Below are 15,674 nucleotides of genomic sequence, written 5' to 3' on the forward strand. Positions count from 1 at the left end.
CTCACTTGAAACTATCCCAGCCCGGATCGGGCGCGAAGCGTCCGCCGAATCGTTCGGCCAGCGCGCGCAGCGTGGATACAATATTTTCCACGCCGCGCGTGCGCGCATAGTTCAGCGGACCACCGCGGAATGGCGCATAGCCGGTGCCGAAGATCATGGCGCCGTCGACCGTATCAGGGTCATCGACGATGCCTTCGCGAAGCGCCGCGACGCAGACGTTGGACATCGGCAGCACCAGGCGGTCGATCATCTGGTCGGTGACGCGCGGGCCGGTCTCGGGCAGCGGTGCCTTCTCGGCCTTGCCGTTCTTCCAGGTGTAAAAGCCCTTGCCGGTCTTGCGGCCGAGCTCGCCCTTTGCGACCTTCTCGCGCAGCCAGGCCGGCGTTGGCGGCAAGAGGTCGCCGAACTTGGTGCGCAGCATGTCGCCGACATCGAGACAGATGTCGAGGCCGACCTGGTCGGCGAGCTCGATCGGTCCCATCGGCATGCCGAATTGTTCAGCGGCGGCATCGATCAGGCGTTGGTCGATCTTCTCGTCCAGCATCACCATCGCTTCCAGCATGTAGGGCGTCAGTGCCCGGTTGACGAGGAAGCCGGGCGAGCTCTTCACCGGCAGCGGCAGGCGGTCGATCGCGCCGACAAAGGCGAGCGCCTCCTTCAGCACTTGCGCGTCGTTACCGTCATGGCTGACCACTTCGACCAGTTGCAGGCGCGACACTGGATTGAAGAAATGCAGGCCGACCAGCCGCTCCGGCCGGGCCAGCGTCGTTCGCAGATCCTGAAGCGGAATGCTGGACGTGTTGGTCGCCAGGATCGCGCCCGGCTTCATCCTGGGCTCGAGGCCCGCATAGACCTTCTGCTTGAGCTCGAGCTTTTCCGGCACCGCCTCGATGATGAGATCGGCGTTGCGGACGCCCTCGCCGTCCATGTCAGGGATCAGGCGGTCGAGCGCGTCGCGCACCTCGGTGGCTTTTCGGATGATCTTGCCGTAAAGCTCGGCGGCGCGCTTCACCGCCCCCGCGATCGGCTCCGCCTTCATGTCGGCCAGCGAGACGCGCAGCCCCTGCCCCGCACACCAGGCCGCGATATCGCCGCCCATGGCGCCGGCGCCGATGACGTGGACGTGCTTGATGGTGTTGCCGGGGCCGGCCGCTTTCTTCATCTGCTCGCGCAGGAAGAAGACACGGATCAGATTCTGCGCGGTCGGCGTCACCATCAGTTTGGCAAAGGACGCCTGCTCGGCCTTCAGCATCGCGGACTTGCTGCCGCCATGGGTCTCCCAGAGATCGATCAGCGCGTAGGGCGCGGGGTAATGCTCGCGGGACGCGGCCTTCGCCGCCTCCGAGCGCATGCGTTTTGCAAGCAGCCCGCGCACGGGGCCGAAATTGGCCGCGCGTGTCAGCAGGCCCGGACGCGCACGCTTCAGGCGGCCGAACAGCGCGTCCTTCACGGCGCCGCGGACGTGGCGCTCCTGCGTCACGGTGTCAACGAGGCCGAGCGACTTGGCGCGGCGCGCATCGATGGTGCGACCCGTGAGCATCAAGGCCATCGATTGGGTCGGGTTGACCAGCGCGGTAAACCGCGCGGTGCCGCCGAGGCCGGGATGCAGGCCCAGCATCACCTCCGGGAAGCCGAAGCGCGCGCCGTCGATGGCGATGCGCGATTGGCAGGCCAGCGCGACCTCGAGCCCGCCGCCGAGGCAGAAGCCGTGGACGACCGCGACCGTCGGCAGCTTGAGCGCTTCCAGATGATCCACAACGGCATGCGCGGCGCGGATGCGTGTCTCCACCATCTCGGCATCGCTGGCGCCGCGGAATTCGTTGACGTCGGCGCCGGCAATGAAGCCGGACGGTTTTGCCGAGCGGATGACGAGGCCGGCCGGGCGCTCGGTCTCGATCGCCGCGAGCACGGCGTCGAACTCTTCCATCACGTCGGACGAGAGCGTGTTGGCGCTTGTCTCGGCACGGTCGAACAGCAGCCAGGCGACGCCATCGGCATCGCGCGTCAGCTTGAAGTGCTTGTAGCGGCCGTCAGCCGCGGGCTGCGGCCCGAGCTCCAGCACACGGTCGCCGAGCGCGGTCATGATCTTCGAATCCATGGTCACACCGCCTCGATCAACATGGCGCCGCCGAGCCCGCCGCCGATGCATTCGGTGGCGACTCCGCGCCGCGTGCCGAGCCGCTTCATCGCATTGACGAGATGCAGCACGATGCGGTTGCCGGAGGTGCCGACGGGATGGCCGAGCGAGATCGCGCCGCCATCGACATTCAGTCGCTCGCGATCGATCTCGCCGGCGGCGCCGTCGAGGCCGAGGATCTCGCGGCAGAATTTGTCGTCGTTCCAGGCGGCGAGACAGCCAAGGACCTGCGTCGCAAACGCCTCGTTCAGCTCCCAGGTCTCGACGTCCTTGATGGTGAGGTCGTTGCGCTGAAGCAGCGGCGTTGCCGACATCACCGGGCCGAGCCCCATGATGCTGGGGTCGAGCGCGGCCCAATGGCTGTCGACGATCGCGGCCTTCGGCGTCAGTCCATGCTTTGCCACCGCCGCGTCGGAAGCCAGGATCACCCAGGACGCGCCATCGGTGATCTGCGACGAGTTGCCGGCGGTGACCTGTCCCCAGGGACGCTCGAACACCGGCCGGAGTTTTGCCAGCGTCTCGGCGGTGGAGTCGGGGCGCACGCCGTCATCGTGGTCGAAGAACTTGCCGTCGCGGGAGAACGCTGTCTCGACCTCGCCCTGCAAATAGCCTTCGGCCTGCGCGTGGGCGAGCCGGCGATGGCTCTCGGCGGCATAGGCATCCGACTGGGCGCGGGTGATGCCGAAGAGATGGCCGACGACCTCGGCGGTCTGGCCCATGTTCAACTCGGTAATGGGGTCGGTCAGCCCGCGCTCGAGGCCGATGATCGGCTTGAGATAGCGCGGGCGCAGCTTGAACGCGGCGGCGAGCTTGACGGCCACGCCCTTGGCAGTGGCAAGGCCGGCGAACCAGCGCACGCCGGAATTGGGCCAGACCAGCGGCGCGTGGCTCAAGGCTTCAGTGCCGCCCGCCAAAATCATGTCGGCATGGCCCTCGCGGATGTAGCGGTAGGCGGTGTCGATCGACTGCATGCCCGAGCCGCAATTGATCTGCACCGTGAAGGCGACCATGTCCTCGCCCATGCCGAGCCGGAGCGCGGCAACGCGGGCCGGGTTCATCTCGTCGGCGATGACGTTGGCGCAGCCGAGGATGACCTGGTCGAAATCGTCAGGCGAAAACGGCTGGCGCGCCAGCAGCGGCCGTCCGCACTGCACGGCGAGATCGACCGGCGTGAACGGCCCCGGCCCGGAACGTGCTTTCAGAAACGGCGTCCGGCTGCCGTCGACGATGAAAACCGGTCGTGCCATCAGCTCGCCGCCCTCTGTTCACCGAGTTCCTGGAAGAACTGATGCACGTCGCCGGATTTCTTGTAAATCGGCGATAGCGCCTCCGGCGCGAAATCGTCGACCTCGATGACTTTTGTGACGGCTTCGTGAGCGGCCGCGAGCTGCTCGCCTTCGGCCTGCGTGATCACGCCTTTGGCGATGGCGTCCTTCCAGTCACGGATATGCGCGGCGCGCATGCGCTTGGCGATCGCATCGGTGCTCGCGACCAGCTTGAACGCGCGCTCCAGCCGGGCAAAGCCGCTGTCGTCGTCGACATGGGCAAGATCCGGCGTGAGGCGCTCGCGCGCGGCCGACGGCTCCAGCACGATGCCAGCGCATTGGTGCACGACGCGGTCGGACGGACCGAGCACGCGGGCACCGAACGGCTGGACCACGAGCTTGAGGAAGCCGGCAACGAAACGGTTGGGCAGATTGGCGAGAATTTCGGCAAGCCGGTTCTCGATCGTCTTGAAGCCCGTCGCCATGCACCATTCCAGTGCAGCAAAATCCTCCTTCTGCCGACCCTCGTCCTGCCACCGCTTGAGCGCGGCCGAGAGCAGGTAAAGCTCGGAGAGGATATCGCCGAAGCGCGCCGACAGCATCTCCTTGCGCTTGAGCGCGCCGCCGAGCGTCAGCAGCGCCATGTCGGCACAGAGCGCGAACGCTGCGGAGTAGCGCGAGAGCTGGCGATAGAACGGCGTGGCATCGCCCGCATCCGGCGCCATCGCGAAGGCGCCAAAGGTCCAGCTCTGGCCAAAGGCACGGAACAGTGTCCGGAAACTATGGCCGACGTGTTTCCAGATCGCGGTGTCGAACGCGGTGAGCCCGCGTTCGCGATCGGTGTCGGCGAGCGCGTTCATCTCGTCGAGCAGATAGGGATGCGCGCGGATCGCGCCCTGCCCGAACACGATGAGATTGCGGGTAAGGATATTGGCGCCCTCGACGGTGATGCCCACAGGCACGGCACGGTGCAGGTTGCCGATATAGTTCTGCGGGCCGTCGATCACGGCCTTGCCGCCATGGATGTCCATGGCGTCATCGACCGCGGTGCGCATCCGCTCGGTCGCGTGAAGCTTCATGATGCCTGAGATGACGGCGGGATGAACGCCGGCGTTCAGCGCCGCGCAGGTCAGCCGGCGCGCCGCGTCGAGCTGATAGGCGGTGGCGACGATGCGCGCGAGCGGCTCCTCGACGCCCTCGAACTTGGAGATGGAGATGCCGAACTGCTCGCGGATGCGTGCGTAGGCGCCGGTGGTGCGCGCGGCATAGGCTGCGCCCGCAGCAGAGAGCGACGGCAGCGAGATGCCGCGGCCGGCGGCGAGCGCCGTCATCAGCATCTTCCAGCCCTGCCCGAGCCGCTCCTTGCCGCCGATGACATAGTCGAGCGGAATGAAGACGTCGCGGCCGCGGTTCGGACCGTTCTGGAACACCTGCATCGAGGGCAGATGGCGATGGCCTATCTCGACGCCGGGGAGATTGGTCGGGATCAGCGCGACGGTGATGCCGAGCTCCTCCTGCTGGCCCACCAGATGGTCGGGATCGTAGGCCTTGAAGGCGAGGCCGAGGAGTGTCGCCACGGGGCCGAGCGTGATGTAGCGCTTGTGCCAGTTGAGGCGGAGGCCTGTGACCTCGCGACCTTCGAAGTTGCCCTTGCAGATGATGCCGGTGTCGATCATCGAGGCGGCATCTGAGCCGGCCTCAGGGCTGGTGAGGCCGAAGCAGGGAATGTCGCGGCCGTCGGCAAGCCGCGGCAGCCAGCGCTCCTGCTGCTCTTTGGTGCCGAAGCGCATCAGGAGCTCGCCGGGGCCGAGCGAGTTCGGCACCATCACGGTGACGGCAGCCGCGATCGAGCGGGTCGAGATCTTGCGAACGACTTCCGAATGCGCATAAGGCGAGAAGCCGAGCCCTCCAAACTCCTTCGGAATGATCATGCCGAAGAATTTCTCGCGCTTGACGAAATGCCAGACGTCCGGCGGCAGGTCGCGCCATTCCCAGAAGATCTTCCACTCGTCGAGCATGGCGCAGAGCTCGTCGACGGGACCGCTGAGGAAGGCCTTCTCCTCGTCGGTGAGCCGCGCCTGCGGCACCTTCAGGAGCTTGGTCCAGTCGGGATTGCCGGTGAAGAGATCGGCGTCCCACCAGACGTCACCGGCCTCCAGCGCCTCGCGCTCGGTGTCGGACATCGCCGGCAGCACGCCGCGCGCCCAGGAGAAGATCGGCTTTGTGATTTTGTCGCGGCGGAAGCTCATGGCGGACCTCATGGATCGGCGCGGGTGTCGGACATTTTAGCGGAAAGTGGCCGGGGTGCGTGAACACTTCGCCTGCAAAAAGACGCGAATTGACGCGGCCGGGCGGCCGCCCCCGGGGACCATAACGGCCGGGGCGTGGAGGCAGTTCCGGGAGGGGGAAGTGAGATGCCTCCACACCGTCATTCCGGGGCGACGCGCAAGCGTCGAGCCCGGAATCCATAACCACAATCGGGAGTATGGATTCCGGGCTCGCGCCTTACGGCGCGCCCCGGAATGACGGTGGAGAGAGCGGAGGCCGGCCTAATCCGGCCGGACCATCTCGAACATGTTTTCCGGCTTGATCTCGAAATAGTCGCCGCGGCGGCCGGCGCGGACGATGGGGCGGGCCGCGGCGGTCTGGTAGACGCCGTCCTTGATCATGGCCTTGTCGATATGGACGGCGACGACCTCGCCGAGCGTCAGCCAGGCGTCGGCCTCCTTGCCGTCGGCGCCCTTGAGGCGGACGATGTCGGAGACCTTGCACTCGAAGGCGACCGGACTCTCGCCGACGCGCGGCACGTTGACGAGCTTGCCGGGCACGGCGGTCAGGCCCGCGATCTCGAACTCGTCGACCTCAGGGGCGACATGCGCGGCGGTCGCGTTCATGTGCTTGGCGAGATCCATCGTGGCGAGATTCCAGACGAACTCGCCGGTCTGCTGGATGTTCTCGACCGAGTCCTTCCAGTTGGTGGAGGAGAAGCCGATGATCGGCGGCACGTAAGCGAACGCGTTGAAGAAGCTGTAGGGCGCGAGATTAACGTGGCCCTTGGTGTCGCGCGAGGAGATCCAGCCGATGGGCCGCGGCGCGATGATGGCGTTGAAGGGATCGTGCTTGAGGCCGTGGCCCTTGGAAGGCTCGTAGAAGTGCAGGTCTTTGTCGGTCACGCTGGCTTTCCCCTGATCGTCATTGCGAGCGCAGCGAAGCAATCCAGAATCCCTCCGCGGAGACAGTCTGGATTGCTTCGCTGCGCTCGCAATGACGGAATTTGTTGATCCGTCCTTGCCCGCCATCCTCTGCCGGGCGGCAGATCAACTTATAGGGTAAATTCCAGCCCCGTCAGTGGCGGGGGGACAGACCCGCGATGACGAAATCGATCATCTGGTCGATGGTCGGGCCCGGCTTGGTGGCGCACTGGGCGATCATCTGGGGGTGGAAGAAGCGCATCATCGCGGTGCAGGCGCACAGCGAGGCCAGTGGCAGGTCGGGCGCCTCGAACTCGCCGGACGCCACCCCTTGCGCGATCATCTGGCCGATGACACCGGCAATGCACTCCATATGGGCGACGCAGACGTCCCAGTCCTCCTCCATCGCGATCGCGACCATCTCGTGCAGCTTGTTATCGCCGACATAGCGCTCGGTGTTCATGCGGTGGATGGTGGTGAGCAGCTCGCGGAAGCGCGGCAGCACGGGACCGGGACGGGTCACGATCCGCTGCGCCTCGAGCTCGACCTCGCCCATCAGGCCCCGCGCCACCGACTGGTGGATCGCCTTCTTCGATTCGAAGAAGCGATAGACGTTGGCGGGGCTCATCCTGAGCTCCTTGGCGATGTCCCCGACCGTGGTCTTCTGATAGCCGATCTGGCGGAACAGCCGCTCGGCCACCTCGAGGATACGATCCCGGGTGTCGCCTTCGATATGTTCCGCAACCAGTGTCATTTTGTCAGGACTCGTTCGTCAGTACTTCATCTCACTTATTCAGCCGCTTCAGCAAGCGGAATAGCGGGATGGTTATCGCTCCCATGCTGCGATGCGGTAGGCTGTTCGGCCGAACCGGCCTCGTCCAGGCTCTTCCTGAACCACAGGGCATAGAGGCCCGGCAGGTACAGAAGCGTCAGGAAGGTCGCGACGAACAGGCCTCCCATGATCGTGATCGCCATCGGGCCCCAGAAGGCCGAGCGCGACAGCGGGATCATGGCGAGGATGGCGGCGAGCGCCGTCAGCACCACCGGACGGGCGCGGCGGACGGTCGCCTCCACGATCGCCTCGCGGCGGGTCAGGCCGTGGCTGACGTCGGTCTCGATCTGATCCACCAGGATGACCGCATTGCGCATGATCATGCCGGCGAGCGCGATCAGGCCGAGCAGCGCCACGAAGCCGAACGGAGCGTTGGCGACGTTGAGCCCGAGCGAGGCGCCGACGATGCCGAGCGGCGCGGTCAGGAACACCAAGATCAGGCGCGAGAAGCTCTGCAGCTGGATCATCAGCAGCGTCAGCATCACCATGACCATCACGGGGAAGAGGATGAAGATCGAGGCGTTGCCCTTGGCGGATTCCTCGAACGCGCCGCCCGCTTCGATGCGGTAGGCCGGCTCGAGGTGATCCTTGATCGCCTTCAGCTTCGGCGTGATCTGGTTGGTGATGTCGGGCGCCTGCACGCCGTCGACGACGTCGGAGCGCACGGTGATTGCCATGTCGCGGTTGCGCCGCCACATGATCGGCTCCTCGTGGGAGTACTCGATCTTGGCGATCTGCTGCAGCGGCACGGCGACGCCATTGCGCGAGGTGATGGTGAGATCGCCGACACCGCCGAGATCGAGACGTTCGGACGGGATCGCGCGGGCGACCACGCCGACCTTCTCGATGCCGTCGCGCACGGTCGTGACCTGCGAGCCCGAGATCAGCATCGCGAGCGCCTGCGAGACCTCCTGCGGGGTCAGGCCCATGGCACGGGCGCGATCCTGGTCGACGACGAGCTTCAGGTAAGGCGATTGCTCGTTCCAGTCGAGCTGGACGTCCTTGACGCTCTTGTTCTGCCGCATGACGTCGCGGACCTGGTAGGCGATCTCGCGCACCTTGTTGGCGTCCGGGCCGATCACGCGGAACTGGACGGGGAAGCCGACCGGCGGGCCGAAATTGAAGCGATCGACGCGCACACGTGCCTCGGTCAGCATGCCGTCGGCGACAGCGTTCTCGATCTTGGCCTTGACGCGCTCGCGTGCCTCGACGCCCTTGGCGACGATGACGATCTCGGCAAAGGCCTCGTTCGGAAGCTGCGGATTGAGGCCGAGCCAGAAGCGCGGCGAGCCCTGGCCGACATAGGCGGTATAGGTCTCGATGTCCTTGTCGTCCTTCAGCAGCGTCTCGGCCTGCTTCACGGCCTTCTCGGTGACGTTGAAGGCGGTGCCCTCGGGCAGGCGCAGCTGCAGGAACAGCTCGGGCCGCTCCGACAGCGGGAAGAACTGCTGCTGGACATGGCCGAAACCGACGATCGAGGCGACGAAGACGCCGACGGTCGCGACGACCACGGTGATGCGGTGATTGACGCACCATTGCACGATGGCGCGCAGGCCGCGATACATGCGGGTCTCGTAGACCGCGTGCGGGTCGTGATTGTGGTGCGCCTTCATCTCCGGCAGCAGCTTGACGCCGATATAGGGCGTGAAGATCACCGCCACGAACCAGGAGGCGACCAGCGCGATCGCCACGATCCAGAAGATGCTGCCGGCATATTCGCCGACGGCCGAATTGGCAAAGCCGATGGGGAGGAAGCCAGCGGCCGTGACCAGCGTTCCCGTGAGCATCGGAAACGCGGTGGATTCCCAGGCAAAGGACGCCGCGCGCATGCGGTCCCAACCCTGCTCCATCTTCACCACCATCATCTCGACCGCGATGATGGCGTCGTCGACGAGCAGGCCGAGCGCGATGATCAGCGCGCCGAGCGTGATGCGGTGCAGGTCGAGCGACATCGTGTTCATGACGACGAAGACGATGCCGAGCACCAAGGGCACCGACAGCGCGACCACGATGCCGGTGCGCCAGCCGAGTGCCAGGAACGAGACGAACAGCACGATGACGAGCGCCTCCATGAAGGAGTGCACGAACTCGCCGACGGCGTGCTCGACCACCTTGGGCTGGTCGGCAATGAGCTTGACGTCGACGCCCTGCGGCACGGCCTTCATGAACTCGGCGGTCGCCTTCTCGACCTCCTTGCCGAGCTCGAGGATGTTGGCGCCCTTGGCGGTGACGACACCGATGCCGATCGCGGCCTTGCCTTCCTGGCGGACGACGAAGCTCGGCGGATCGACATAGCCATGGGTGACGGTGGCGATGTCGCCGAGACGGAACACGCGGCCGTTGCTCTCGACCGGGGTCTCCGCCACAGCCTTCGCGCCGTCGAGCGCGCCGGTGACGCGCAGCGGTACGCGCTGGGACGAGGTCTCGACCGTGCCGGCTGGGGTCACGTTGTTCTGCTTGGCGAGCGAATCGAACAGCGCCTGCGGCGTGATGCCGAGGGTGGCGAGCTTGGCGTGGCTGAACTCGACGAAGATACGCTCGTCCTGGTTCCCGTAGACGTCGACCTTGGTCACACCAGGCACCTTCAGCAGGCGCTGGCGGAAACCTTCGGAGACCTTCTTGAGCTGGGCATAGTCGGCGCCGTCGCCGGTCAACATGTAGAGGATGGAATCGACGTCGGAGAACTCGTCATTGACGACCGGCCCGAGAATGCCGGACGGCAGCTGACCCTGCACGTCGACCAGTTTCTTGCGCAGCAGATAGAAGAGATAGGGGACGTCCTTCGGCGGCGTGGAGTCACGGAAGGTGACCTGGAGCGCGGTGAAGCCCGGCTTGGAATAGGTCTGCACCTTCTCGAAATAGGGCAGCTCCTGGATCTTCTTCTCGATGGGATCGGCGACCTGGGTCTGCATCTCCTGCGCGGTCGCGCCCGGCCAGAGCACGGAGACGTTGACCACCTTGACCGTGAAGAACGGATCCTCGGCGCGGCCGAGCTTCTGATAGGAGAAGTAGCCGGCGACGCCGAGCACGAGCATCAGGAAGAGGACCAGCGTCGGATGACTGACGGCCCAGGCCGAAAGATTGAAGCGCTTCATCGCTCTCTCCGAAAGACGATCCAGTTGCACAAACGACAGCCGCTCTGTTCAAACCGTCGTCGCGAGGCAGCGAAGCAATCCAGGGGGCTGGGCAGGTTCTGGATCGCTTCGCCGCTTCAGCCCCGGCATTTGCGCTTGCGCCGAAACTCGCCTTGCACGACGTAATTCGCTTCTCGTGTCATTCCGGGTTCACGCTGCGCGTGCCCCGGAATGACAGTAGTTAGAAGGACAGGGACGAGACGACCCGCACCTTCTGGCTCGGATCGAGCTTCTGCACACCGAGCGCGACGATCTTGGCGCCTTCCGGCACACCGCCAGTGATGACGACGTCGTTGCTCTCATAAGACTTCACCGTGACCGGCTGCAGCGTGACCGCGCCGTTGTCGTCGACGACGTAGAACGAGGGCTTGCCGCCTTCGTTGAACAGCGCCGACAGCGGCAGACGCGCGACGCGCTCGGTGGCGGCGTCCGACAGCGTCAGCGTCGCGGTCATGCCGAGCGCGACCTTGTCGTCGGCCTCGGGCAGCGAGAACTTTGCGAGATAGGTGCGCGTGGCGGGATCCGCCGCCGGCGCGATCTCGCGCAGCTTCGCCGTGTATTTCTTGTTCGGCTCGGACCAAAGAGTGACGCTGGCGGCGCCCGATTTGGCACGTCCGACCAGCGTCTCAGGGATCGCGACGACCGCTTCCTTCTCGGCAAAGCGGGCGACACGGATCGAGGCCTGGCCTGCGGCAACCACCTGGCCGGGCTCGATCAGCGTTGCGGTGACGACGCCACGGGCGTCGGCGTTGAGCGTCGCGTAGGAAAGGGAATTCTTGGTCAGCTCGACCGAGCGGACGGCGCGGTCGAGCCGCGCGCGGGCCTCGTCGGCAGATGCACGGCTCGAATCGAGCTGCGCATCCGTGGTCCAGCCCTTGGCCTTCAGATCCTTGGCGCGCTGCTCGGCGGCGGCGGCCTGGGCCAGCACGCCGGTCGCAGCGGTCTGCTCGGCGACGGCCTGCTCGGCCTGGAGCTTCAGATCGACCTCGTCGAGGGTGGCGAGCGGCTGGCCGATCTCGACGGTCTGTCCGACCTCGACCAGGCGTTTTGCAACTTTACCGGCGACGCGGAAGCCGAGGTCGCTCTCGATCCGGGGCCTGATGGTGCCGACGAAGCTCCGCTCCGGCGTCTCGGCGTCATAATGGGCGGTCGCGACCAGGACCGGCCGGGACGGCTCGGCGTTCTCGGCGACGGTGTCATTGCACCCGGCCAGCGAGGCGGCCATCAGGGCCAGCGACACACCCGCCAAAAGCCTGGAATAGCTGGACAAAACCGACCGGACAAACATCGGAGGACACTCCCCTATCTCGAATGAGAGGAATGTCGACTAATCACTGATAAAAGTCAATAATCGTCAGTCATCAGGAAAGCGTGATCGTTAAGAGGTGGTAAGGATTGGGATAAGCCCCGCCGCGGAGGTGCTATCGTAGGGTGGGCAAAGCGAAGCGTGCCCACCGCGCCGGCCACAAGAGATGGTGGGCACGGCGCAGAGCGCGCCTTTGCCTACCCTACGAAGTTATGTCCTCACCGCCCCTGCCCGGCGAACTCGTGCTTGCTCTCGTGGCCCCCGACGAAGACCAGAATGCCGGCAATCAGCGGGAGCACGGCGAGCACCAAGAGGCCGGTCGAGGTCTGCCCCGTCGCTTCCTTGACCCAGCCGATCAGATAGGGGCCACCAAAGCCTGCGAGGTTACCGATCGAGTTGATCAGGGCGATGGCGCCGGCCGCGGCCGTGCCGGAAAGCCAGGCGGTCGGCAGGGTCCAGAACACGCCGAAGACGCAGAACACGCCGATCGCGGCGAAGGTCAGCGCCACCATGGTCAGCGTGGGGTCGGTGAGATAGGAGGAGACCCCGAGCGCGATGGCGATCAGGATCATGGGCGCGCCGACATGCATCACGCGCTCGCGCGTGGCGTCCGAGTGCCGCGCCCACAGGATCATCGCGATCGTGCCGAACAGATAGGGGATCGCGGTCACGAAGCCGGTCTGCGCGTTGGTGAGACCGAACGCCTTGACGATCTGCGGCAGCCAGAACTGCATGCCGTAGAGCGCGCCGACGAAGCCGAAATAGATCAGGCTCAGCGTGATCACCTTGGGCGAGGACAGCGCCTCGCCGAGCGTCAGATGTTTTACGGCCTGCTTGGCCGCGATCTCGGCGTCGAGCTTCGCCTTGAGCCAGGCCTTCTGCTCGGCCGAGAGCCAGTCCGCCTTCTCCGGCCTGTCGGTGAGATAGAACCAGGTGACGATGCCCAGCAGCACGGAAGGAATGCCTTCGAGAATGAACAGCCACTGCCAGCCCTTCAGGCCCATCATGCCGTCGAGGCCGAGCAGCAGGCCTGAGATCGGTGCGCCGATCACGGTCGAGATCGGGACGGCGATGGCGAAGGCGGCGAGGAAGCGCGCGCGGTATTCGGCGGGATACCAGTAGGTCAGATAGAGGATGATGCCGGGGAAGAAGCCGGCTTCGGCAACGCCGAGCAGGAAACGCAGGACGTAGAAGCTGGTGACGCCGCTGACCGTCGCCATCAGCGCCGAGATGATGCCCCAGGTCACCATGATGCGGGCGATCCAGCGGCTGGCGCCGAACTTCTCCAGCGCCAGATTGCTCGGCACCTCGAAGATGAAATAACCGATGAAGAAGATGCCGGCACCCCAGGAGAAGATCAGCGGCGTGAACTTCAGCTCGGCGTTCATGGTCAGCGCGGCGAAGCCGAGATTGACGCGGTCGAGATAGGAGAAGAAGTAGGCCAGCACCAGGAACGGAATCAGGCGCCAGGAGATGGCGCGGATCGTCGAGGTCTCGACTTCGCTCTTGGCAGTGCCGGTGGAACCGGCATAGGTCGTGGTCTGGCTCATGGCTTCCCCCCGGGGTTGTTGCTTTTATGGGCTAAAGCCGTTTCGAATCGAAACGGCTTTAGATTCACGTTTTGACGCGTTTTCTTGACGCGAACCGGTATCCACTTCGCTCGAAAACGCTCTGTTCGCGGTTTTGAGCATCGCCGCGAAAGAGTCAATGGAGCAAGCAATGCACGGGGCGCAGCCAAATCATTCTGCTGCGCTGCGACGGACATCGCTGACCCGGGCCGCCCTCGCGCTGGTTGTGATCGCCTGCGGCCTGTCCCTGCGCTGGTACGGCTTTCCGCTCGGCCTGCCCGCCTTCGTCGTGAAGTACGGCGGGTCGCTGCTCTGGGCGACGATGGTGTTTCTGCTCGTCGGGGTTTTGCTGCCGCGGCTGTCGCGGGCGCAGATCGCGGCGATTGCGGTGGTGATCGCGGTCGTCATCGAGTTCTCCCGGCTGGTGCATACGCCTTGGCTCGACGGATTCCGGATCACCACCGCCGGAGCGCTGCTGCTCGGCCGCATCTTCTCGCTGTGGAATCTGGTGGCTTATGCAATTGGGATTGCGGTCGGCGTCTGGATCGATCGGCTCGCCACGACGCGCGGTCTCGTAGGGTGGGCAAAGCGAAGCGTGCCTACCACAAGCAGATGGTGGGCACGGCGCTAACGCGCCTTTGCCCACCCTACGAGACCGACGCCTGGTCTCACTCCTCCAGCTGAAACCGCTCGAAGCGATCGAGCTCGTCCTCGATCTTCCGCTTGAGCTCCTTGCGCCCCACCGTCTTCTTGCCCTGCCCGACCCAGGTCCATTTCTGCATCAGGAGCTTCTTGGCCTGCCGGTCGGCCTTCAGATCGAGCGCGGCGACGATCTCGTCGCCGACCAGCACGGGCAGGGCGAAATAGCCGAGCTTGCGCTTGGCCTTCGGCACATAGGCTTCGAACAGATGGTTGTAGCCGAAGATCAGATTGGTGCGCTTGCGCTGGATGATCAGGGGATCGAACGGCGAGAGGATGTGGACGAGATCGGGCGATAGCCCCTCGCCACCGTCCTCCAGCACCGAGGGCTGCACCCAATGCTCCTGCTTGCCGGCGCCGTCGATCGCAACGGGGACGAGATCGCCGCGGCGGACGCGCGCGGCGATCAGGCTGGCGACCGCCTTCTTGCGCGGCGCGTCGAGATGGCAGATCGAATCGAGGCTGACGACGCCCTGCGAGCGCAGCGCGCGGTCGAGTAGATACGCCGTGATCTCCTTCGCGGAGGCCGGCTTCGGCAGCTTGTCCCAGCCGAAATGCCGCGTCATCATATCATAGGTCTTGAGCATGCCCAGGCGTGCGCTGATGGTCGCGACACCGGTGTAGAAAGCAAGCTGGAGCGCCCGCTTCGAAGGTTTTCGGCTCTGCCACAAATGCTCCTTCTCGGTGAGCACGTCGTCCTCGATGTCGCGGATCGTGAGCGGGCCGGCGCGCAGCAGCCGCATCACCTTGCGCGTGTCGGCCGGCTTCACCGAGGCGTACCATTTGTGGCCCTCGCGCTTGTGCTCGCGCATCGCCGGCAGGAAAAAGCGGAAGTCGGCGGACGGCACGTAGGAGAGCGCGTGGGTCCAGTATTCGAACACGCTCCTGTCGACGCTCTGGGCCTGGCGCAGATCGGCGCGGCGATAGGACGGAATGCGGCTGAACAGGATGTGGTGGTGGCTGCGCTCGATGACGTTGATGGTGTCGATCTGGACATAGCCGAGATGAGTGACCGCATCCGCCACCGCCTGTGCGCCGTCGCCGAACGGCGCGCGCTCGTCCAGCCGCTGGGCATGCAGCCAGATCTGCCGGGCCTGTGTCGTGGTGAGCGGGAGGGGTTTCGGCGCGCGTGACATTGCAGGGAGCAATGTAGCGGGATTCGCGCCAAGAGAAAGAAGGCAGCGGACAAGGAAAAGCCGCGCTGCCATCTGCTGACAGCGCGGCCAACCGAGGCGCGCCTTACTTCATCGACATCGCCTTCTGCGACTTCATGTAGTGCATGCAGGCGCTCTTCATCTTGCCATTGCTCATGTCCGTGTTGGCCATGGCCATTTCCTTGTTCGCCGCCATCTTCGCCGGCGTGTCGGGGGTGCTGCCCATCATGGCGGCGGTCTTCATCATGTTGTCCGTGGTGCACGCCATCATCGCGGCGGAGGCGGGGGACAGCGAAAGAGCAAACGCGACAAAGGCTGTGGCCGTGAGCAAGGTCTTCATCAAAAAGTCTCCTCGAGCAAAACGAAACCGGCGTCATGCCGGCCTTCG

11 protein-coding genes are annotated in these 15,674 nt (G+C 65.3%); 1 reads left to right on the plus strand and 10 read right to left on the minus strand.

The features are described from left to right. Window position 1: 1 nt before the first annotated feature. The 8 genes from QA642_RS37420 to QA642_RS37455 all read right to left on the minus strand — a co-directional run bounded on the left by QA642_RS37420 (window position 2) and on the right by QA642_RS37455 (window position 13,415). Window positions 2-2,098: a 3-hydroxyacyl-CoA dehydrogenase NAD-binding domain-containing protein gene (locus QA642_RS37420; RefSeq protein WP_283081378.1), complete on the minus strand. Its 2,097-nt coding sequence runs from the start codon at window positions 2,096-2,098 to the stop codon at window positions 2-4. Between the two features lie 2 nt (window positions 2,099-2,100). Beyond that, window positions 2,101-3,384, minus strand: coding sequence for an acetyl-CoA C-acetyltransferase (locus QA642_RS37425; RefSeq protein WP_283081379.1), 1,284 nt, complete (start codon window positions 3,382-3,384; stop codon window positions 2,101-2,103). Then, a complete protein-coding gene (locus QA642_RS37430; RefSeq protein ID WP_283081380.1) occupies window positions 3,384-5,651 on the minus strand; it encodes an acyl-CoA dehydrogenase in 2,268 nt (755 codons plus the stop codon). Before QA642_RS37430 ends, QA642_RS37425 begins: the two co-directional genes overlap by 1 nt. A 300-nt stretch (window positions 5,652-5,951) precedes the next feature. Then, a complete protein-coding gene (locus QA642_RS37435) occupies window positions 5,952-6,575 on the minus strand; it encodes a flavin reductase family protein (RefSeq protein WP_283081381.1) in 624 nt (207 codons plus the stop codon). A 172-nt stretch (window positions 6,576-6,747) separates the two neighbouring features. Beyond that, window positions 6,748-7,347 carry a TetR family transcriptional regulator gene (locus tag QA642_RS37440; RefSeq protein ID WP_283081382.1) on the minus strand — a complete coding sequence of 200 codons (600 nt, stop codon included), beginning with the start codon at window positions 7,345-7,347 and terminating at the stop codon, window positions 6,748-6,750. A gap of 35 nt (window positions 7,348-7,382) precedes the next feature. Beyond that, complete coding sequence (locus QA642_RS37445; protein ID WP_283081383.1) at window positions 7,383-10,520, minus strand: efflux RND transporter permease subunit; 3,138 nt, start codon at window positions 10,518-10,520, stop codon at window positions 7,383-7,385. A 220-nt stretch (window positions 10,521-10,740) separates the two neighbouring features. After that, window positions 10,741-11,847: an efflux RND transporter periplasmic adaptor subunit gene (locus tag QA642_RS37450; RefSeq protein WP_283081384.1), complete on the minus strand. Its 1,107-nt coding sequence runs from the start codon at window positions 11,845-11,847 to the stop codon at window positions 10,741-10,743. A 236-nt stretch (window positions 11,848-12,083) separates the two neighbouring features. Further along, window positions 12,084-13,415, minus strand: coding sequence for an MFS transporter (locus QA642_RS37455; protein ID WP_283081385.1), 1,332 nt, complete (start codon window positions 13,413-13,415; stop codon window positions 12,084-12,086). A 169-nt stretch (window positions 13,416-13,584) separates the two neighbouring features. Between QA642_RS37455 and QA642_RS37460 the strand changes: the two genes are divergently transcribed. After that, a complete protein-coding gene (locus tag QA642_RS37460) occupies window positions 13,585-14,064 on the plus strand; it encodes a DUF2809 domain-containing protein (protein WP_283087061.1) in 480 nt (159 codons plus the stop codon). 37 nt (window positions 14,065-14,101) lie between these two features. Here the strand turns inward: QA642_RS37460 and QA642_RS37465 are convergent, their stop codons facing one another. Together QA642_RS37465 and QA642_RS37470 are read right to left on the minus strand one after the other, a co-directional pair. After that, window positions 14,102-15,268 carry a crosslink repair DNA glycosylase YcaQ family protein gene (locus QA642_RS37465; RefSeq protein WP_283081386.1) on the minus strand — a complete coding sequence of 389 codons (1,167 nt, stop codon included), beginning with the start codon at window positions 15,266-15,268 and terminating at the stop codon, window positions 14,102-14,104. Window positions 15,269-15,371: 103 nt separating this feature from the next. Then, complete coding sequence (locus QA642_RS37470; RefSeq protein WP_283081387.1) at window positions 15,372-15,626, minus strand: hypothetical protein; 255 nt, start codon at window positions 15,624-15,626, stop codon at window positions 15,372-15,374. Window positions 15,627-15,674 lie beyond the last annotated feature (48 nt).

The sequence above is a fragment of the Bradyrhizobium sp. CB2312 genome (genome assembly GCF_029714425.1).
Lineage (GTDB): Bacteria > Pseudomonadota > Alphaproteobacteria > Rhizobiales > Xanthobacteraceae > Bradyrhizobium.